This is a genomic window from Microbacterium sp. NPDC097977 (genome assembly GCF_040302605.1).
GTDB lineage: Bacteria > Actinomycetota > Actinomycetes > Actinomycetales > Microbacteriaceae > Microbacterium.
Window position 1 is genome coordinate 1 of sequence record NZ_JBEOUR010000077.1, and the last position, 14,963, is coordinate 14,963.

Here is a 14,963-nt window from a genome sequence, read left to right on the forward strand (position 1 = left end):
GTCAGCCCCTGACACTGGTCCCCGGTGATCGGGCACACAGCGCACTTTGGGCTGAACTGTCCGCGCCGGCGTGGCCGTTGCTTGGGCATCCGCCAGCCCCGCGGGATTCCGTCAGCCGAATGAACGGCAGACCGGATCTCCCGCGACCAGGTCAGCGGGCGACGATGAGCCCTGCGGTCTTCTCCTGCACGGACTGGAAGCGGCGCTGCACGTCGGACCAGTTGACGAGTTCCCAGAACGCCTTGACGTAGTCGGCACGCACGTTGAGGTAGTCGAGGTAGTACGCGTGCTCCCAGACGTCGAGCTGCAGCAGCGGGGTGACGCCGAGCGGCGCGTTGCCCTGCTGGTCGAACAGCTGGAAGATGACGGGTCGAGCACCGACGCTGTCCCAGGCGAGAACCGCCCAGCCCGAGCCCTGCACGCCGAGCGCGGTCGCGGTGAAGTGCGCGCGGAACGCGTCGATCGACCCGAAGGCATCGGTCAGCGCGGCCTCCAGCTCGCCCTCGGGGTTGCCGCCGCCGTCGGGCGACAGGTTCTCCCAGAACACGGAGTGGTTGATGTGTCCGCCGAGGTTGAACGCGAGGTCCTTCTCGAGCTTGTTCACGGCGGCGAAGTCTCCCGACTCGCGCGCGCCGGCCAGCTGCTCGAGGGCCGTGTTGGCACCGGTCACATAGGCCTGGTGATGCTTGGAGTGGTGCAGCTCCATGATCTTGCCCGAGATGTGCGGGGCGAGTGCCGAGTAGTCGTAGGGCAGCTCGGGGAGGGTGTACGGAGTGGTCATGCGTGTTCCTTTCGTTCGGACTTCAGTTCTGGGTGCGTTCAGTTCTGGTCGTTCGGCAGCGTGTGGAATCGGCGGTCGAGGTAGACGAGCGGTCGACCCGGCCGCCCGAGCAGCACCTCGTCGATCTCGGCGACCACGACGGTCGATGAGCCGACCGCGACCGTCGACATCGTGTGACCGCGCATCGCGGCGCGCGCCTCGGCGAGGTACGGCTCACCGGTCGGAAGGGTGCTCCACCCCTGTTCGGGGGTGAAGCGGTCGGCCCCGCTCACCGCGAAGCTCTGCGCCAGAGCCGAATGCTCGTCATCGATGAGGTGCACGACGAACGACTCCGCGTTGAGGATCGCGCCCGCGCTGCCGGTGGCCCTGGTCACCGAGAACACGATCGCGGCGGGGTCGACCGCGACGGATGCGACGCTCGACGCCGTGAGGCCGACCGGGCCCGCAGGGGTCATCGCGGTGATGATCGCGACCCCTGCCGGATGCGCACGGAAGGCGGCCTTGAGTCCCTCACCGACCGGGGAGGGGACCGGGGCCGCGGGATGCTGGTCAGTGCTCATTCGGGTTCCTGCTCATTCTGGTGCGCCCTGGGGCGGAAGGACTGTGATGATCGGATGATCCCGCTCGATGACGCCGAGCTTCGCGGCGCCGCCCGGGGATCCCAGCTCGTCGAAGAACTCGACGTTGGCCTTGTAGTAGTCCCGCCACTCGTCGGGCAGGTCATCCTCGTAGTAGATCGCCTCGACCGGGCAGACCGGCTCGCACGCGCCGCAGTCGACGCATTCGTCCGGGTGGATGTACAGCGAGCGCTCGCCCTCATAGATGCAGTCCACCGGACATTCGTCGATGCATGCACGATCCTTGACATCGACGCAGGGTAGCGCGATCACGTATGTCATCGGTCACTTCCTGTCGCGGTCACATGTGCAACCGTAAGACCTCAAGTACGCTTGAGGTCAAATCGAGGAGGTCGAGATGACCGCAGAGACAGATTCCGATCGTGCCCTCCACGGCCCTGACGAGCCGCTGACGATCGGCGAGATGAGCCGGCGCACCGGCGTCGCGCCGTCAGCCCTGCATTTCTACGAGGGCCTCGGGCTCATCGCATCGACGCGCACGGCCGGCAATCAGCGCCGCTACGCGCGCCACATGCTGCGCCGGGTGTCACTCATCACGGTCGCGAAACGCCTCGGCATCCCTCTCTCCGACGTGCAGGACGCATTCGCCGACGTCCCCCTCACGCAGACGCCCAGTCACGAGGACTGGCAGCGCGCATCGCGCCGGTGGAAGCGCGAGCTCGAGAAGCGCCGTGAGGGCATCGAGCGGCTCGAGCGCGAGCTGACCGGATGCATCGGCTGCGGCTGCCTGTCGATGAAGGCGTGTGGGCTGCTCAACCCCGACGACGCGCTCGGCAGCCAGGGTGCAGGACCTCGGCGCCTGAGTGGCGACGAGGACGCCTGAGCGCCCCCGTCACCACTCAGGCCACCGAGAACGCGGCGCTCAGCAGCACGTCGTCGCGGGAGCTCGGTCCGACCAGGAGGGCGAACTCTCCGGGCTCGACGAGGCGCGTTCCCGCGGCATCGACGATCGAGCAGTCGGCCACGGGCACCTCGACCCGCACGGCGCGACTCTCCCCCGGCGCCAGATCGACCTGCCGGTAGGTCTTGAGCTCCTTGTCGGTCCAGCTCACGCTCGTCACGACATCGCGCACGTACACCTGCACGGTCTCGCGCACCGGACGCGCGCCGGTGTTCGTCACCGTCACGTCTGCCACGACGGTATCGCCGAGCGCGAGAGCATCCGCCGCGAGCACGAGCTGCGAATAGTCGACCGTCGAGTACGACAGCCCCTCGCCGAACGCCCAGGCCGGGGACTGGGTGAGATCGGCGTAGCGGTCGCCGTGCTGTCCGCGGATCTGGTTGTAATAGGTCGGCTGCTGTCCGACATGGCGCGCGAACGAGATCGGCAGGCGCCCAGACGGCTCGACCGCGCCCGTGATGACCTCGGCGAGCGCGCGACCGCCCTGCATGCCCGGATTCGCGGCCCAGATCACGGCGGCAGCGCGCGAGACGGATGCCGGGAGCACGAGCGGCTTCGATGCGAGCAGCACGACGACGACCGGCGTTCCGGTGGCGATCAGCGCATCGAGCATCGCGTTCTGTCCGCCGATCAGCTCGAGGGTCGCGGTGGAGCGTCCCTCGCCGACGAGCTCGATGCGGTCCCCCACGACCGCGACCACGATGTCGGATGCCTCGGCGGCCGCCACCGCCTCCGCGATCAGCGCCTCGTTCGCCTCGGCCGGCACGACCACAGGCGGTCGGGGCTGCCCGTCGGGGAAGGTCGCGCCGAGCGGATCCTCCTCGAGGGTGAGGATGTCGGCGCCACGGGCGTGACTGACGGCCCATCCGTCGACTCCCGCGAGTCCGTCGAGCACGGTCGTGATCATCTCGCGCGGCTGACCGTCGAGCCAGCCGGCCTGGCCCGATCCACCGGCCCAGTCGCCGAGCTGCGTCTGCGCGTCGTCGGCGAGCGGCCCCACCACCGCCACTTTCAGCGCCGCTGCGGCGTCGAGCGGCAGCGTTCCGTCGTTCTCGAGGAGCACCAGCGAGCGGCGGGCCGTCTCGAGGTTGAGCGCGGCGTGCGCGGCGCTGCCGACGACCGCATCCAGCCCGTCCTGCGGCAGACGGGGGTCTTCGAAGAGGCCGAGCTCGAACTTCAGGGTCAGGATGCGGGCGACGGCGTCGTCGAACGCGTCTTCCGCCAGCATCCCGTTCGCCACCGCGTCGAGGGCTCCCTGGAAGAAACCGGGCGTGTTCATGATCATGTCGTTGCCGGCGCGCACCGCCGCGGCGGACGCATGCACGTAGTCGGGCTGCACCTGCTGCTCCCACACCATACGTCCGACGTTGTCCCAGTCGGTGATGAGCGTGCCGGTGTAGCCCCATTCGCCGCGCAGCACATCGCTGAGCAGCCAGTCGTTGACCGTGATCGGCACGCCGTCGGTGGTCTGGTAGCCGAGCATGAACGTACGGCACCCCTCGCGGGCGACCCGCTCGAACGGAGGCAGGAACCACGATCGCAGCTTGCGTCGCGAGATGTCGGCCTCGCTGGCGTCGCGCCCGCCCTGGGTCTCGGAGTACCCGGCGAAGTGCTTGGCCGTGGCGAGGATCGCGGTCGGGTCGTCCAGACCCCGGCCCTGATAGCCGCGCACCATGGCCGAGGCGAGCTCCCCGATCAGGAAGGGGTCTTCGCCGAAGGTCTCGTCGATGCGCCCCCAGCGCAGGTCTCGCGCGATGCACAGCACCGGAGAGAACGTCCAGTGCACGCCGGTCGCCGCGACCTCGACCGCGGTGGCCCTGGCGACCTGCTCGACGAGGTCGGCATTCCACGTCGCCGCCATGCCGAGCTGAGTGGGGTAGATCGTCGCCCCGGGCCAGAACGAGTGGCCGTGGATGCAGTCCTCCCCGACCAGCAGCGGGATGCGCAGCCGTGTCTGCGACGTCAGCTCGTTCGCCCGGACGATGCGCTCGGGCGAGGTGTGCAGGATCGAGCCGACGTGGCGACCGAGGACATGGTCGTCGAGGTCGTCGCGCGCGTCGAGCTGCAGCATCTGCCCGACCTTCTCCTCGACCGTCATGCGGTCGAGGAGGTCGGCGACGCGGGCCGCGATCGGCAGTTCGGGATCGAGGTAGGGCATGGATTCGGTCAGTGTCTGAGAGGTCATCACTTCTGAGTATTCGGGTTCTGGATCTGGGTCGTCTGAGAGGTCGCCGGGTCGGCGCCCGCGACGGGCACCTCGCGCACCGCCGTCACCGGGGCGTTCACGTCGAGCCCCTTCTTCTTCATGGCGCGGGCGCGCTCACCCGCCGACCGCAGCCTCGGGTTCACGTACTCGTCGATGCCGAAGTTGATCAGCGACAGTGCGACGCCGATGATCGCGATGCAGAGACCTGCCGGCACATACCACCACCACAGGCGCGGGAACGCGCCGTTCTGCTGCGCCCAGAACAGGATCGTGCCCCAATTGAGATTGCTCACAGGGATCACGCCGATGAAGGCGAGGGTGGTGAGACCGAGGATCGCCGCGGTGACCGTGCCGACGAAGCTCGACGCGATCAGCGCCATCAGGTTCGGCAGCATCTCGACGGTGATGATGCGGTGCAGCGGCTCACCGTTGGCGCGGGCCGCCTGGATGAAGTCGCGGTTGCGCAGCGACATCGTCTGCGCCCGCAGCACGCGCGCACCCCAGGCCCATCCGGTGAGCCCCAGCACCGCGGCGATCACGATGAGCGGCGGGTTCTCGAACTGCGAGGCGACGATGATGATCAGCGGGATGCCGGGGATCACCAGGAACACGTTCGTGAGCGCCGAGAGGGACTCGCTCTTCCATCCGCGCACGTACCCGGCGATGACGCCGATCGTGATCGCGATGACGGTCGCGATGATCGCCGAGAGGAATCCGACGACCACCACGCCGCGCGTGCCGAAGATGAGCTGGCTGAGCACGTCCTCACCCATGTGCGTGGTGCCGAGCCAGTGGTCGAAGGAGGGCGCCTGGCGCAGCGCTGTGCGGTCCTTCTGCGTGGGGCCGTAGGGGGCGAGCAGCGGGGCGAAGATCGCGACCAGCACGAAGACCCCGAGGATGATGAGCCCGGCGATCGACTTCGGATTGCGGAACATCGCGAACGCCTGCACCAGCTGCGTCCAGAAGGTCTTGCGCGGCGGCGCCGTGTCGCCGGGCGTGCGGAACGTCGCCGTCTCCGGCATCCCCGTCGGGATCATGCGTCCGTCTGGGGCGGTGTTCTCGGTCGAGGTGGGAACGCTCATGTCAGGCCTCCGTCTGGCGCGTGCGCGGGTCGAGGTATGCGTAGACGATGTCAGCGAGGATGTTGGCGACCAGCACCGACAGCGTGATCACCAGGAACACCCCCTGCATCAGGGCGAAGTCCTTCGCATTGGTGGCGTCGAGCAGGAGCTTGCCGACACCGGGGTAGCTGAACACCATCTCCATCACGATCGTGCCGCCGACGATGAAGCCGATCGAGAGCGCGAAGCTCTGCACCTGAGGAAGCACCGCGTTGCGGGCGGCGTACGCCCAGAGCACGCGACGGTTGGGCATGCCCTTGGCCTGGGCGACGGTGATGTAGTCCTCGTCGAGCACCGTGAGCATCATGTTGCGCATGCCCAGCATCCAGCCGCCGAGCGACGCGATGATGATCGTCACCGCGGGCAGGGTGCCGTGCGCGATCACCTGGCCGATGAAGTCGAGGCTCCACTCCGGCGACTGCCCCTTGCCGTACGCGTGCGACGAGGGGAACCACTTGAGGGTCGACGAGAAGATCGCGATCGCGATCAGCCCCAGCCAGAAGTACGGGATCGTGTTGAAGAACGTCGTGATCGGGATGAGCGCGTCGAGCCTGCTGCCGCGCTTCCAGCCGACGATCGCCCCGCCGGCGGTGCCGAGCGCGAACGAGATGATCGTCGCGAGTCCGACCAGGCCGAGCGTCCAGGGAAGGGCCGAGCTGAGCACCTCTGCGACGGGTCGCAGCCCGTGCAGGGTCGAGATGCCGAGGTCGCCGCGGAACAGCATCGCCCAGTAGTCGACGTACTGCTGCCACATCGACTTGTCGGTGTCGATGCCGAGCAGGATGCGCAGCGAGTCGGCCGCCTCCGGACTGATGTTGCGGTTGCGGGCGAGGTAGGAGCTGACCGCATCGCCCTTCATGAACCGGGGCAGGAAGAAGTTGATCGTGATGGCGGCCCAGAGCGTGAACAGGTAGAAGCCCGCCCGCCCCGCGAAGAACCGCCAGGGCACGAGTACGCGTCCTTTCTCGGCGGTGGTCGCGGTCGTGCCGACCTCGAGAGCGTCGCGGTCCTGTTGCTCGAACTGCCCGAGCTCGGGCGATGCGGTGGTCACTGTGCACCTCCGTGCGGTCCGGCGGTCGCGAAGTGCGTGTCGGGATCGGGCGACGCCGCCCGCAGCTCTCGCGTGTAGGGGTCCTGCGGGTTGAGGATGACGTCGTCGGCGTCGCCGTACTCGACGACCCGACCCTGGTTGAGCACCATGATCTTGTCGCTGAAGTGCCGCGCGGTGGCGAGGTCATGAGTGATGTAGAGCACGCCGAGGCCCTCCTCGCGCTGCAGATCGGCGAGCAGGTTCAGCACCCCGAGGCGGATCGACACGTCGAGCATCGACACCGGCTCGTCGGCGACGAGCAGCGACGGGCGGGAGGCGAGCGCGCGGGCGATCGCCACACGCTGCCTCTGTCCGCCCGACAGCTCGTGCGGACGGCGGTCGATCACGGCATCCGCGTCGAGCCTGACCCGCTCCAGGAGTCTGCGCACCTCCGCCTCGGTCTGATCCTTGGGCACGACATCGTCGAGGCGGATCGGACGCTCCAGGTGGTACCGGATCGAGTGATACGGGTTGAGCGAGGCGAAGGGGTCCTGGAACACCATGCGCAGCTGCTGCCGGTAACGGCGCAGACCTCGGCCGCGCCGCGGGATCGGACTGCCGTCGAGGCGGACCTCGCCGCTGGTGGGCGTCTCGAGCTGCGTGAGGATCTTCGCGATCGTCGACTTGCCGCTGCCGGACTGGCCGACGAGGCCGATCGTCTGCCCCGAGGTCAGGGTGAAGCTGACGTCGTCGAGCGCCTTCAGGCGCCCGGCGCCGCGGACGTTGTACGTCTTGGTGACATGGGTGAACTCAAGGGTCGTCATCGTGTCAGCACTCCTCGCGCGCCGGTGAGACGGGGGAAAGACGACAGCAGCGTCTTCGTGTAGTCGTTCTGCGGATCGGTCCAGATCTTCTCGGCCGAGGCCAGCTCGACGATCTCGCCCTCGCGCATGATGGCGATGCGATCGCTGATCTCGAGCAGCAGCGGAAGGTCGTGCGTGATGAAGATGACCGAGAAGCCGAACTCATGGCGCAGCTGCGAGATCTGGCTGAGGATCTCACGCTGCACCAGCACGTCGAGAGCGGTGGTCGGCTCATCCATGACCATGAGCTGCGGGCGGAGGGCCAGCGCCATCGCGATCATCACGCGCTGGCGCATGCCGCCGGAGAGCTCATGCGGGAAGGAGCGGATGCGCTGGCGCCCCACCTTGACGATCTCGAGCAGCTCCTCGGCCTCCGCTCGACGCTGTCTGCGGGTCATGTCCGGTCGGTGGATCTCGAACACGTCCTCCAATTGCGAGCCGATCGTCGCGACCGGGTTGAGCGCGTTCATCGCGCCCTGGAAGACCATCGACACCTTGTCCCAGCGGAAGCGCTGCATGGCATCCACGTCGAGGGCGTTGATGTCGACGTCGACGCCGGAGGCGTCGTGGAAGGTGACGCTGCCGCCGGAGATGACGGCCGGTGCGCGGAGCAGTCGCTGCACCCCGTAGGCGAGGGTCGTCTTGCCGCATCCGCTCTCACCGGCGAGACCGAGGATCTCGCCCCGCCGCAGTTCGAGGGTCACGTTCTTCACCGCCTCGACGGGCGGATCGACGTCGTACACGACCGAGAGGCCGCGCACGCTGAGAAGTGGTTCTGACATGGGGTCTTCCTTCGTCTGGGTCCTTCGTCTCGTCGCTCCGCTCCTCGCTCAGGAACCCGTACCGCAGCACCGGGCCCGCACAGGAACCGGAGCCGACGACCGGTCCCGCGCAGGAACCGGAGCCTAAGCACCGGTCCCTGAGCGAGCGGAGCGAGACGAAGGGCCACCGGCCAGACGTCCCACTCCCGAACCTGCGCCGCAACACCGGTCCCTGAGCGAGCGGAGCGAGACGAAGGGCCATTGGCCAGACGTCCCACTCCCGAACCGGAGCCGCAGTCCCGGTCCCTGAGCGAGCGGGGCGAGACGAAGGGCTACTCGGCCGGCTTCAGCTTGGTGAGGATCATCACGACGTTCTGCTGCGTCGGGTCGCCCGAGGCGTACGGGTCGTCCTCCGACGGCCACCCCACGTAGTTGCGCGTGTTGTACTCACCCAGAAGCGGGTGGGCACCGAGCGGGATCGCCGGGACCTGGTCGACGAAGATCTGCTCCAGCGTCGTGATCGACGACGTGCGGACGTCGTCGGACGAGGCGTTCGCGTAGGCGTTCAGCGCCTCGGTCGCGACCGGGTCGTCGAAGCGTCCGAAGTTGAATCCGGCGATGCCCTCGGGCGAGATCCACCGCGGGTCCATGGTCGACGTGTAGAGGCCGTAGGCCGTGCCGCTGTCCTCGAGCCAGTGGATGATGGCCGAGAAGGTGCCTTCGTCGCGGGGTCCGGCCCAGCCGCCCCAGTCGGGCATGTCGATCTTGACCTCGGCGCCGATCGCCTCGGTCACATCCTCGGCGATGAGCTCCTGCGCGGTGTTCCAGTCGCTCCACCCCGAGGGGACCGAGAGCGTGAACGAGACGGGCGTGCCGTCGGGGTCGATCAGTGCGTCGTCCTTCCAGGTGTATCCGGCGTCTTCGAGCAGACCGCGGGCCTTCTCGGCGTCGACGGAGTAGTCCTCGCCCTGGAACTCCGGCTGGATCTCGTCTTCGAGGATCGACGAGAGCCCGGTCACGGACCACACCGGCTCGCTGGCGCCCTCGCGGGCGATGTCGACGTACGCGTCGCGGTCGATGACCCAGGCGAGCGCCTGGCGGAACACGACGTCGTCGAACGGCTTCTGCTGGAGGTTCATGAACAGGGTCGCCGACCCGGTCGTCGGCGCGACGAAGAACTTGTTGTGCTCGGGGTCGGCGTCGAGGAACTGCTCCTGGATCTGCGGGATGAACGCCTGCGCCCAGTCGGCCTCGCCCTGCGCGAGCGCCGTGGTCAGCGCGGTGTTGTCGCCGTACGAGACGTAGTGCAGCTCGGGGACCGCCAGGTCTCCGCCCCAGTAGTCGTCGCGGGCTTCGAGGGTGACCGACTCGGTCGACCAGTTCGACATCGCGTAGGGACCGGTGCCGACGAGGTCGTCACCCTTCACCGGATCGGTCGCCGGCTCGTCGAACTTCTCCCAGATGTGCTTCGGGACGATCGGCACGTGCAGTACGCGGGCCTGGTTCACGAACTTCGACTCCCCGAAGGTGAGGGTCACGGCGTCGCCCTCGACGGTCGCGCCCTCGAACTTGAGGCCCGCGGTGTCGAGGGCGGGCGTGGAGACGAGCTCGTACGTGAACACGATGTCATCGGCGGTGAAGGGCTCGCCGTCGCTCCAGGTGACGTCCTTGCGCGGCACGACCGTGACAGCGGTGAAGTCGTCGTTCCACTCGATGCTCTCGGCCAGCCACGGGGTGACCTCGCGGTCGCCGGTCTGGTTCACGAGGCCGAGCGTCTCGAAGATCACCTTGCCGTAGCCGTACTTCGAGGCGGAGGAGTCGCCGACGTACGGGTTGTTGGACTCGGTGGTGATCGCCCCGTCGGGCTTCGCGATGGTCAGCGCGGCCGAGCCGTCGCCACCGCTGTCGTTCGTTCCTCCGGCAGCGCAGCCGGCGAGGGCCGAGACTCCCAGGGCGGAGATCGCCGCGGCAGCGATCAGGGACTTTCTGAGCTTCATTGCTTCTCCTTGGGCACGGGTCATTGTGCTGTGTGACCGTCGGCTGCACGGGCATCCGACGAATTAGCTTACTGACGAGAAAGTAAACTGGTGCGAGGTTACTCGTTGGTAAGTAGAGTTGGCAAGTACGATCCAGATCAGGCACCGGTGCAGGAGAGGAGTGACGATGGCGAAGGACTCTGCCGCACCCGCGAACGTCCGACCGGCGACGCGCGAGAAGCGCGAGCTGATCCTCAAAGCCGCCGTCGAGATCTTCGGCAACAAGGGGTCGACCAACGGCACCCTCGCCGACGTCGCCGAGCAGGTGGGGATCACCCACGCGGGCGTGCTGCACCACTTCGGCTCGAAGCAGAACCTGCTGCTCGAGGTGCTCGCCTACCGAGATCAGGCCGACGTCGCCGAGCTCGCCGAGAAGCGCATCCCGAGAGGCCCCGAGCTCTTCCTGCACCTCGTGCGGACCGCGATCTCCAATGAGCTTCGTCCCGGGATCGTGCAGGCGTACACCGTGCTCTCGTCGGAGTCGGTCACCGACAACCACCCCGGCCGCGAGTACTTCGAGGAGCGCTACACGACGCTCCGCCGCGAGGTGACCGAGGCGTTCCAACTGCTCTGCGCGCAGGAGGGCGTCGACGAGCCCGACACGATCGCGACCGGCGCGGCGAGCATCCTCGCGGTGATGGACGGCCTGCAGCTGCAGTGGTTGCTGCACCGCGACGTCGTCGACCTGGGCGGGGCGAGCGAGTTCGCGATCAGGGCGATCGTCAACGGCGTCCTTCACCCCGGACCCGCGCTGGAGTCGTACGTGCGCGAGTAGGCTCGGGGCCATGACGATCGACCTCGAAGCGCTCTACACCGACCTGCACCAGCATCCCGAGCTCTCGTTCCAGGAGACGCGCACCGCCGGCATCGCCGCCGGCCACCTGCGTGATCTCGGGCTCGACGTGCACGAGGGCATCGGGGTCACCGGGGTGGTCGGCATCCTGCGCAACGGCGACGGCCCCGTGGTCTGGGTACGCGCCGACATGGACGCACTGCCCGTCGGCGAGGAGACCGGCCTCGCCTATGCCAGCACCGCGACCGGCATCGACCCCGCCGGGAACACCGTTCCCGTGATGCACGCGTGCGGGCACGACATGCACGTCACCGCCATGATCGGCGCCGTCGAGAAGCTCGTCGCCGAGCGCGGCGAGTGGGCGGGCACCCTCGTCGTGCTGATCCAGCCTGCAGAGGAGTACGGAGCGGGCTCGCGCGCGATGCTCGACGGCGGACTCCTCGACATCGCCCCCACTCCCGACATCGTGCTCGGTCAGCACGTCACCCCGCTGCCCGCCGGCACGATCGGCGTGCGCCCCGGTACGCAGATGGCGGCATCCGACGGCCTCACCGTGACGCTGCACGGCCGGGGCGGACACGGATCCCGACCCCACTCCACGATCGATCCGATCGTGATGGCCGCGGCGACCGTCATGCGACTGCAGACCGTCGCCTCTCGCGAGGTCGACCCGCGCGACGTCGCGGTCGTGACGGTCGGCTCGATCCACGCCGGACTCAAGAACAACATCATCCCCGCCGAGGCCAAGCTCGAACTCAGCCTGCGCTACCCGAACGACGAGATGCGCGACAAGGTGCTCGCGAGCGTCGAGCGCATCGTGCGGGCCGAGGCCGCGGCATCCGGAGCCGAGCGTGAGCCCGAGATCCGCACCGACCACACGCTGCCGCCCACGATCAACGACGCGGAGGCCACCGCTCGCGTGACCACCGCGCTGCAGCGCGCGCTCGGCGAGGCGGCCGTCGTCGACCCCGGCATGTTCACGGGCAGCGAGGACGTCTCGTGGTTCGCCCGTGACACGGGCGCACCGCTGGTGTTCTGGTTCTGGGGAGGCGTCGACCCCGTGAAGTTCGCGGCATCGGCGGCCGCGGGAACGCTCGACAAGGACATCCCCACCAACCACTCGCCGTTCTTCGCGCCGGAGATCCACCCGACGATCGAGGTCGGCGTGACCGCGCTGTCATCGGCTGCGCGGGAGTTCCTCGGCTGAGGCTTCTCAATTCGCCTTTCGCAATTCAGCAAGAACGGCCAGGAACGAGCCGATTTCATCCGCCGAGTACGCGGAACGCTCGCTCTCTGCTGAATTGTGAACGCCGAGTCGCGCTGAGTCTTGAGAGCGCTGAGTCTTGAGAGCGCTGAGACGTGAGAGCGCTGAGACTCAGCCGCCGATGGCGTTCATACCGCGAGCCGGCTGCAGGAACGACGGATCGTTGATCGCGTGCCCCGGCAGCTTGCCGTGCACGCACGAGCGCAGCATCGCTCCGATCGCCGCGGCGCGCTGGGCGGGATCAGACGCCGCCGGTCCGCGGAGCGAGTCGATCAGGTCGTACTCGGCGTTGGAGAACAGGCAGTTGCGCAGCTGACCGTCGGCGGTGAGCCGCAGTCGGTCGCAGGCGCCGCAGAACGGAGCCGTGACCGAGGCGATGACGCCGACCTCGTGCGGTCCGCCGTCGATGCGCCACTTCTCGGCGGGCGCGCCGCCACGGCCGGGAACCGGCTCGAGGCTCCACCGCGCGCTGAGCTTCTCGAGGATCTCCTCACGCGTGACCATCGAGGCGCGGTCCCACGTGTGCCCGGCGTCGAGCGGCATCTGCTCGATGAAGCGCAGCTGCGCGCCGACCTCCATCGCGAACGCGACCAGGTCGGGCAGCTCGTCGTCGTTCACGCCGCGCATGGCGACCGTGTTGAGCTTGAGCGGACGGAGGTCGGATGCCGCGGCTGCCGCGATGCCCTCGAACACGTCGTCGATGCGATCCCGGCGGGTGAGGTCGGCGAAGCGCTGCCGGTCGACCGTGTCGATGCTGATGTTCAGACGCGTGAGGCCCGCATCGATCAGATCGGGGAGCTTCTTCGCCAGCGTGATGCCGTTCGTCGTCATCGCGACCTCGACGGGGCCCTCATCTCCCTCGATGCGCGAGACCCGGCGCACGACGTCGATGATGTCCGCGCGCAGCAGCGGCTCGCCGCCCGTGAGGCGGAACGTGCGGATGCCGAGCGATGCGGCGACCTGCGCCACCTCGACGATCTCGTCGGTCGAGAGGATGCTGGTGCGGGCGAGCCACTCGTTGCCCTGCTCGGGCATGCAATAGGTGCAGCGCAGCGAGCAGCGGTCGGTCAGCGAGATGCGCAGATCGCGGTGCACACGCCCGTGGGTGTCGACGAGTCCCTGCGACGCGGGCGCGACATCGTCGAGCACCGCCGCGCTCGGCGCCCGCATCCCGATGACGACCGGCACAGCCGTCATCGCCGTCTCCCTCTCCCCGACATGTTCCGAGACTACCCGCGCCGCCGACACTGCGGCCCGCACGGGCACGACGACCGGCATATTGCCAGGTCGCCGACCTTCAGTGCGAGTGCTCAGCGGTTTCGACTCGACCCAGGGTGATCCTCGCCGCGCACCAGTCGGCGATGCCGTCTACTGCTGCGGTCACTGTGGGACCGTGAAAGCCAGAAGAGCTGGGGTCGAAGAATCGATCACCGCTGTCCCCTCCGAAGATGAGAAAGTCGTGAGGAGTGTTGACCGCCTGCATGCTTTCATGGTTGATCTGAAAATCGTTGTCGTATGCGTCACTGTTTTCGGCATAGATGCCGCGGACGGAGATTTGGTTGAAAGACGCGTAGTCGACCGCAGCGCTCGGGAGTGGTGCGGCGACAAGAACCGCTGCAATTATCGAGGCATCCGCGTTGGATAGGGCGCTCCAGATCGGAGTCCCCGCGTCGCCTACCCCGACGACGCACACAGGCCGAGCGACGGCTTTCTTCTCGATTTCGGCGAGCACTCCTTGCACGTCGGCGGGATCAACGGCGTTGTCCGTGCTCACCGTGACTGTTGCCAGACCGGAACGGTGGAGTTCTTCTTTCAAGGTCTCATCGCTCGCGCCGATTCCCTCACTGAACAACACCGCCACCCCGAGAAGGTCGGTGCCATCGGCAACATCCCTCCACGTCGTCGTGAACTCTGTGCCGTTGACCGTCACCGGGAGAATCTGTTGATCGGGAGTACTGCACCCGGCCGACGCGACGCACAGCACGATCGCGAGCGACGCGCCGATGGTGCACCGGCGCGTCGCTCGTTGCTGCTTCGTCACACGGCGGCCAGACGCTCGCGGGTCAGAGTGGGTGCAACTCGATCGAGGCAGTCCTTCTCGTCCATGTAGAGCTGCCACTTGTCTCGATTCGCGCCCGTTCCCATCACGCAGTAGTACCCGTAGAACGCACCGGGGTTGTTGGCAATGTGTGCTTTGCCGGCCGCTTGGCACTTCGCCTTCGTCGCGTAGTATCCCCACGGGTACGGGGTCATCGGCTGGATGGACGACACGTAGTCCGTGTTTCCGACGGCGGCGACGATAACCGCTTCGGAGGGGGAGGTAACGCCACCGGTTGCGGCATAGCTGGGACTTGTCAGCAAAGCGATTCCCAGGATTGCGGCTGCTGGCACCGCAAGCGCTGCCATCTTCTTGTTCATGAGATCTCCTTTGATTCATATGGGCGGATCCACGCCCGCACCTCGAGCGCGCTTGCAGGCGCCGTACTCAGCGCCGATGTCCAGTGTTTGACGATGCCGACGACGCGGTAGTCACCATTCGGACTCATCGCCTCTCCTGCCAGGAGGAGGT

15 protein-coding genes are annotated in these 14,963 nt (G+C 67.7%); 3 read left to right on the forward strand and 12 right to left on the reverse strand.

Going from position 1 to position 14,963, the window contains the following annotated elements; all coding sequences use genetic code 11:
• Positions 1 to 151 precede the first annotated feature (151 nt).
• From ABTZ43_RS14485 to fdxA, 3 genes are read right to left on the reverse strand one after another with little or no spacing between them, the layout of a single operon-like run.
• Complete coding sequence (locus tag ABTZ43_RS14485) at positions 152 to 781, reverse strand: superoxide dismutase (RefSeq protein ID WP_149424059.1); 630 nt, start codon at positions 779 to 781, stop codon at positions 152 to 154.
• A 38-nt stretch (positions 782 to 819) separates the two neighbouring features.
• Positions 820 to 1,341 (reverse strand): flavin reductase family protein, encoded by a 522-nt coding sequence (locus ABTZ43_RS14490; RefSeq protein ID WP_350539327.1) that lies wholly within the window; start codon positions 1,339 to 1,341, stop codon positions 820 to 822.
• A 12-nt stretch (positions 1,342 to 1,353) separates the two neighbouring features.
• A complete protein-coding gene (fdxA, locus tag ABTZ43_RS14495) occupies positions 1,354 to 1,680 on the reverse strand; it encodes a ferredoxin (protein ID WP_149424061.1) in 327 nt (108 codons plus the stop codon).
• 76 nt (positions 1,681 to 1,756) lie between these two features.
• Between fdxA and soxR the strand changes: the two genes are divergently transcribed.
• A complete protein-coding gene (soxR, locus tag ABTZ43_RS14500) occupies positions 1,757 to 2,242 on the forward strand; it encodes a redox-sensitive transcriptional activator SoxR (protein ID WP_149424062.1) in 486 nt (161 codons plus the stop codon).
• A gap of 16 nt (positions 2,243 to 2,258) precedes the next feature.
• On the opposite strand, the gene ABTZ43_RS14505 is transcribed toward soxR, so the two are convergent.
• From ABTZ43_RS14505 to ABTZ43_RS14530, 6 genes are all read right to left on the reverse strand, one after another.
• A complete protein-coding gene (locus tag ABTZ43_RS14505) occupies positions 2,259 to 4,505 on the reverse strand; it encodes an exo-beta-d-1,3/1,6-glucosidase (RefSeq protein ID WP_350539328.1) in 2,247 nt (748 codons plus the stop codon).
• Positions 4,505 to 5,608: an ABC transporter permease gene (locus ABTZ43_RS14510; protein ID WP_056413588.1), complete on the reverse strand. Its 1,104-nt coding sequence runs from the start codon at positions 5,606 to 5,608 to the stop codon at positions 4,505 to 4,507. The genes ABTZ43_RS14505 and ABTZ43_RS14510 overlap by 1 nt, the downstream gene beginning before the upstream one ends.
• A 1-nt stretch (position 5,609) precedes the next feature.
• Complete coding sequence (locus ABTZ43_RS14515) at positions 5,610 to 6,698, reverse strand: ABC transporter permease (RefSeq protein WP_350539329.1); 1,089 nt, start codon at positions 6,696 to 6,698, stop codon at positions 5,610 to 5,612.
• Complete coding sequence (locus ABTZ43_RS14520) at positions 6,695 to 7,501, reverse strand: ABC transporter ATP-binding protein (RefSeq protein WP_350539330.1); 807 nt, start codon at positions 7,499 to 7,501, stop codon at positions 6,695 to 6,697. Before ABTZ43_RS14520 ends, ABTZ43_RS14515 begins: the two co-directional genes overlap by 4 nt.
• Positions 7,498 to 8,322, reverse strand: coding sequence for an ABC transporter ATP-binding protein (locus ABTZ43_RS14525; RefSeq protein WP_149424066.1), 825 nt, complete (start codon positions 8,320 to 8,322; stop codon positions 7,498 to 7,500). Before ABTZ43_RS14525 ends, ABTZ43_RS14520 begins: the two co-directional genes overlap by 4 nt.
• Positions 8,323 to 8,633: 311 nt before the next feature.
• Positions 8,634 to 10,298, reverse strand: coding sequence for an ABC transporter substrate-binding protein (locus ABTZ43_RS14530; protein ID WP_350539331.1), 1,665 nt, complete (start codon positions 10,296 to 10,298; stop codon positions 8,634 to 8,636).
• 166 nt (positions 10,299 to 10,464) lie between these two features.
• On the opposite strand from ABTZ43_RS14530, the gene ABTZ43_RS14535 reads away from it, so the two are divergent.
• The gene (locus ABTZ43_RS14535) at positions 10,465 to 11,112 is read left to right on the forward strand and encodes a TetR/AcrR family transcriptional regulator (protein ID WP_350539332.1); all 648 of its coding nucleotides are present in this window, start codon (positions 10,465 to 10,467) and stop codon (positions 11,110 to 11,112) included.
• A gap of 10 nt (positions 11,113 to 11,122) precedes the next feature.
• A complete protein-coding gene (locus ABTZ43_RS14540) occupies positions 11,123 to 12,337 on the forward strand; it encodes an amidohydrolase (RefSeq protein WP_056413606.1) in 1,215 nt (404 codons plus the stop codon).
• 168 nt (positions 12,338 to 12,505) lie between these two features.
• Here the strand turns inward: ABTZ43_RS14540 and moaA are convergent, their stop codons facing one another.
• The 3 genes from moaA to ABTZ43_RS14555 form a co-directional block, all read right to left on the reverse strand.
• The gene (gene moaA / locus ABTZ43_RS14545; protein ID WP_350539333.1) at positions 12,506 to 13,591 is read right to left on the reverse strand and encodes a GTP 3',8-cyclase MoaA; all 1,086 of its coding nucleotides are present in this window, start codon (positions 13,589 to 13,591) and stop codon (positions 12,506 to 12,508) included.
• Between the two features lie 100 nt (positions 13,592 to 13,691).
• Positions 13,692 to 14,435 carry a hypothetical protein gene (locus tag ABTZ43_RS14550; RefSeq protein ID WP_350539334.1) on the reverse strand — a complete coding sequence of 248 codons (744 nt, stop codon included), beginning with the start codon at positions 14,433 to 14,435 and terminating at the stop codon, positions 13,692 to 13,694.
• A complete protein-coding gene (locus ABTZ43_RS14555) occupies positions 14,432 to 14,812 on the reverse strand; it encodes a hypothetical protein (protein ID WP_253385321.1) in 381 nt (126 codons plus the stop codon). Before ABTZ43_RS14555 ends, ABTZ43_RS14550 begins: the two co-directional genes overlap by 4 nt.
• Between the last annotated feature and the right edge of the window lie 151 nt (positions 14,813 to 14,963).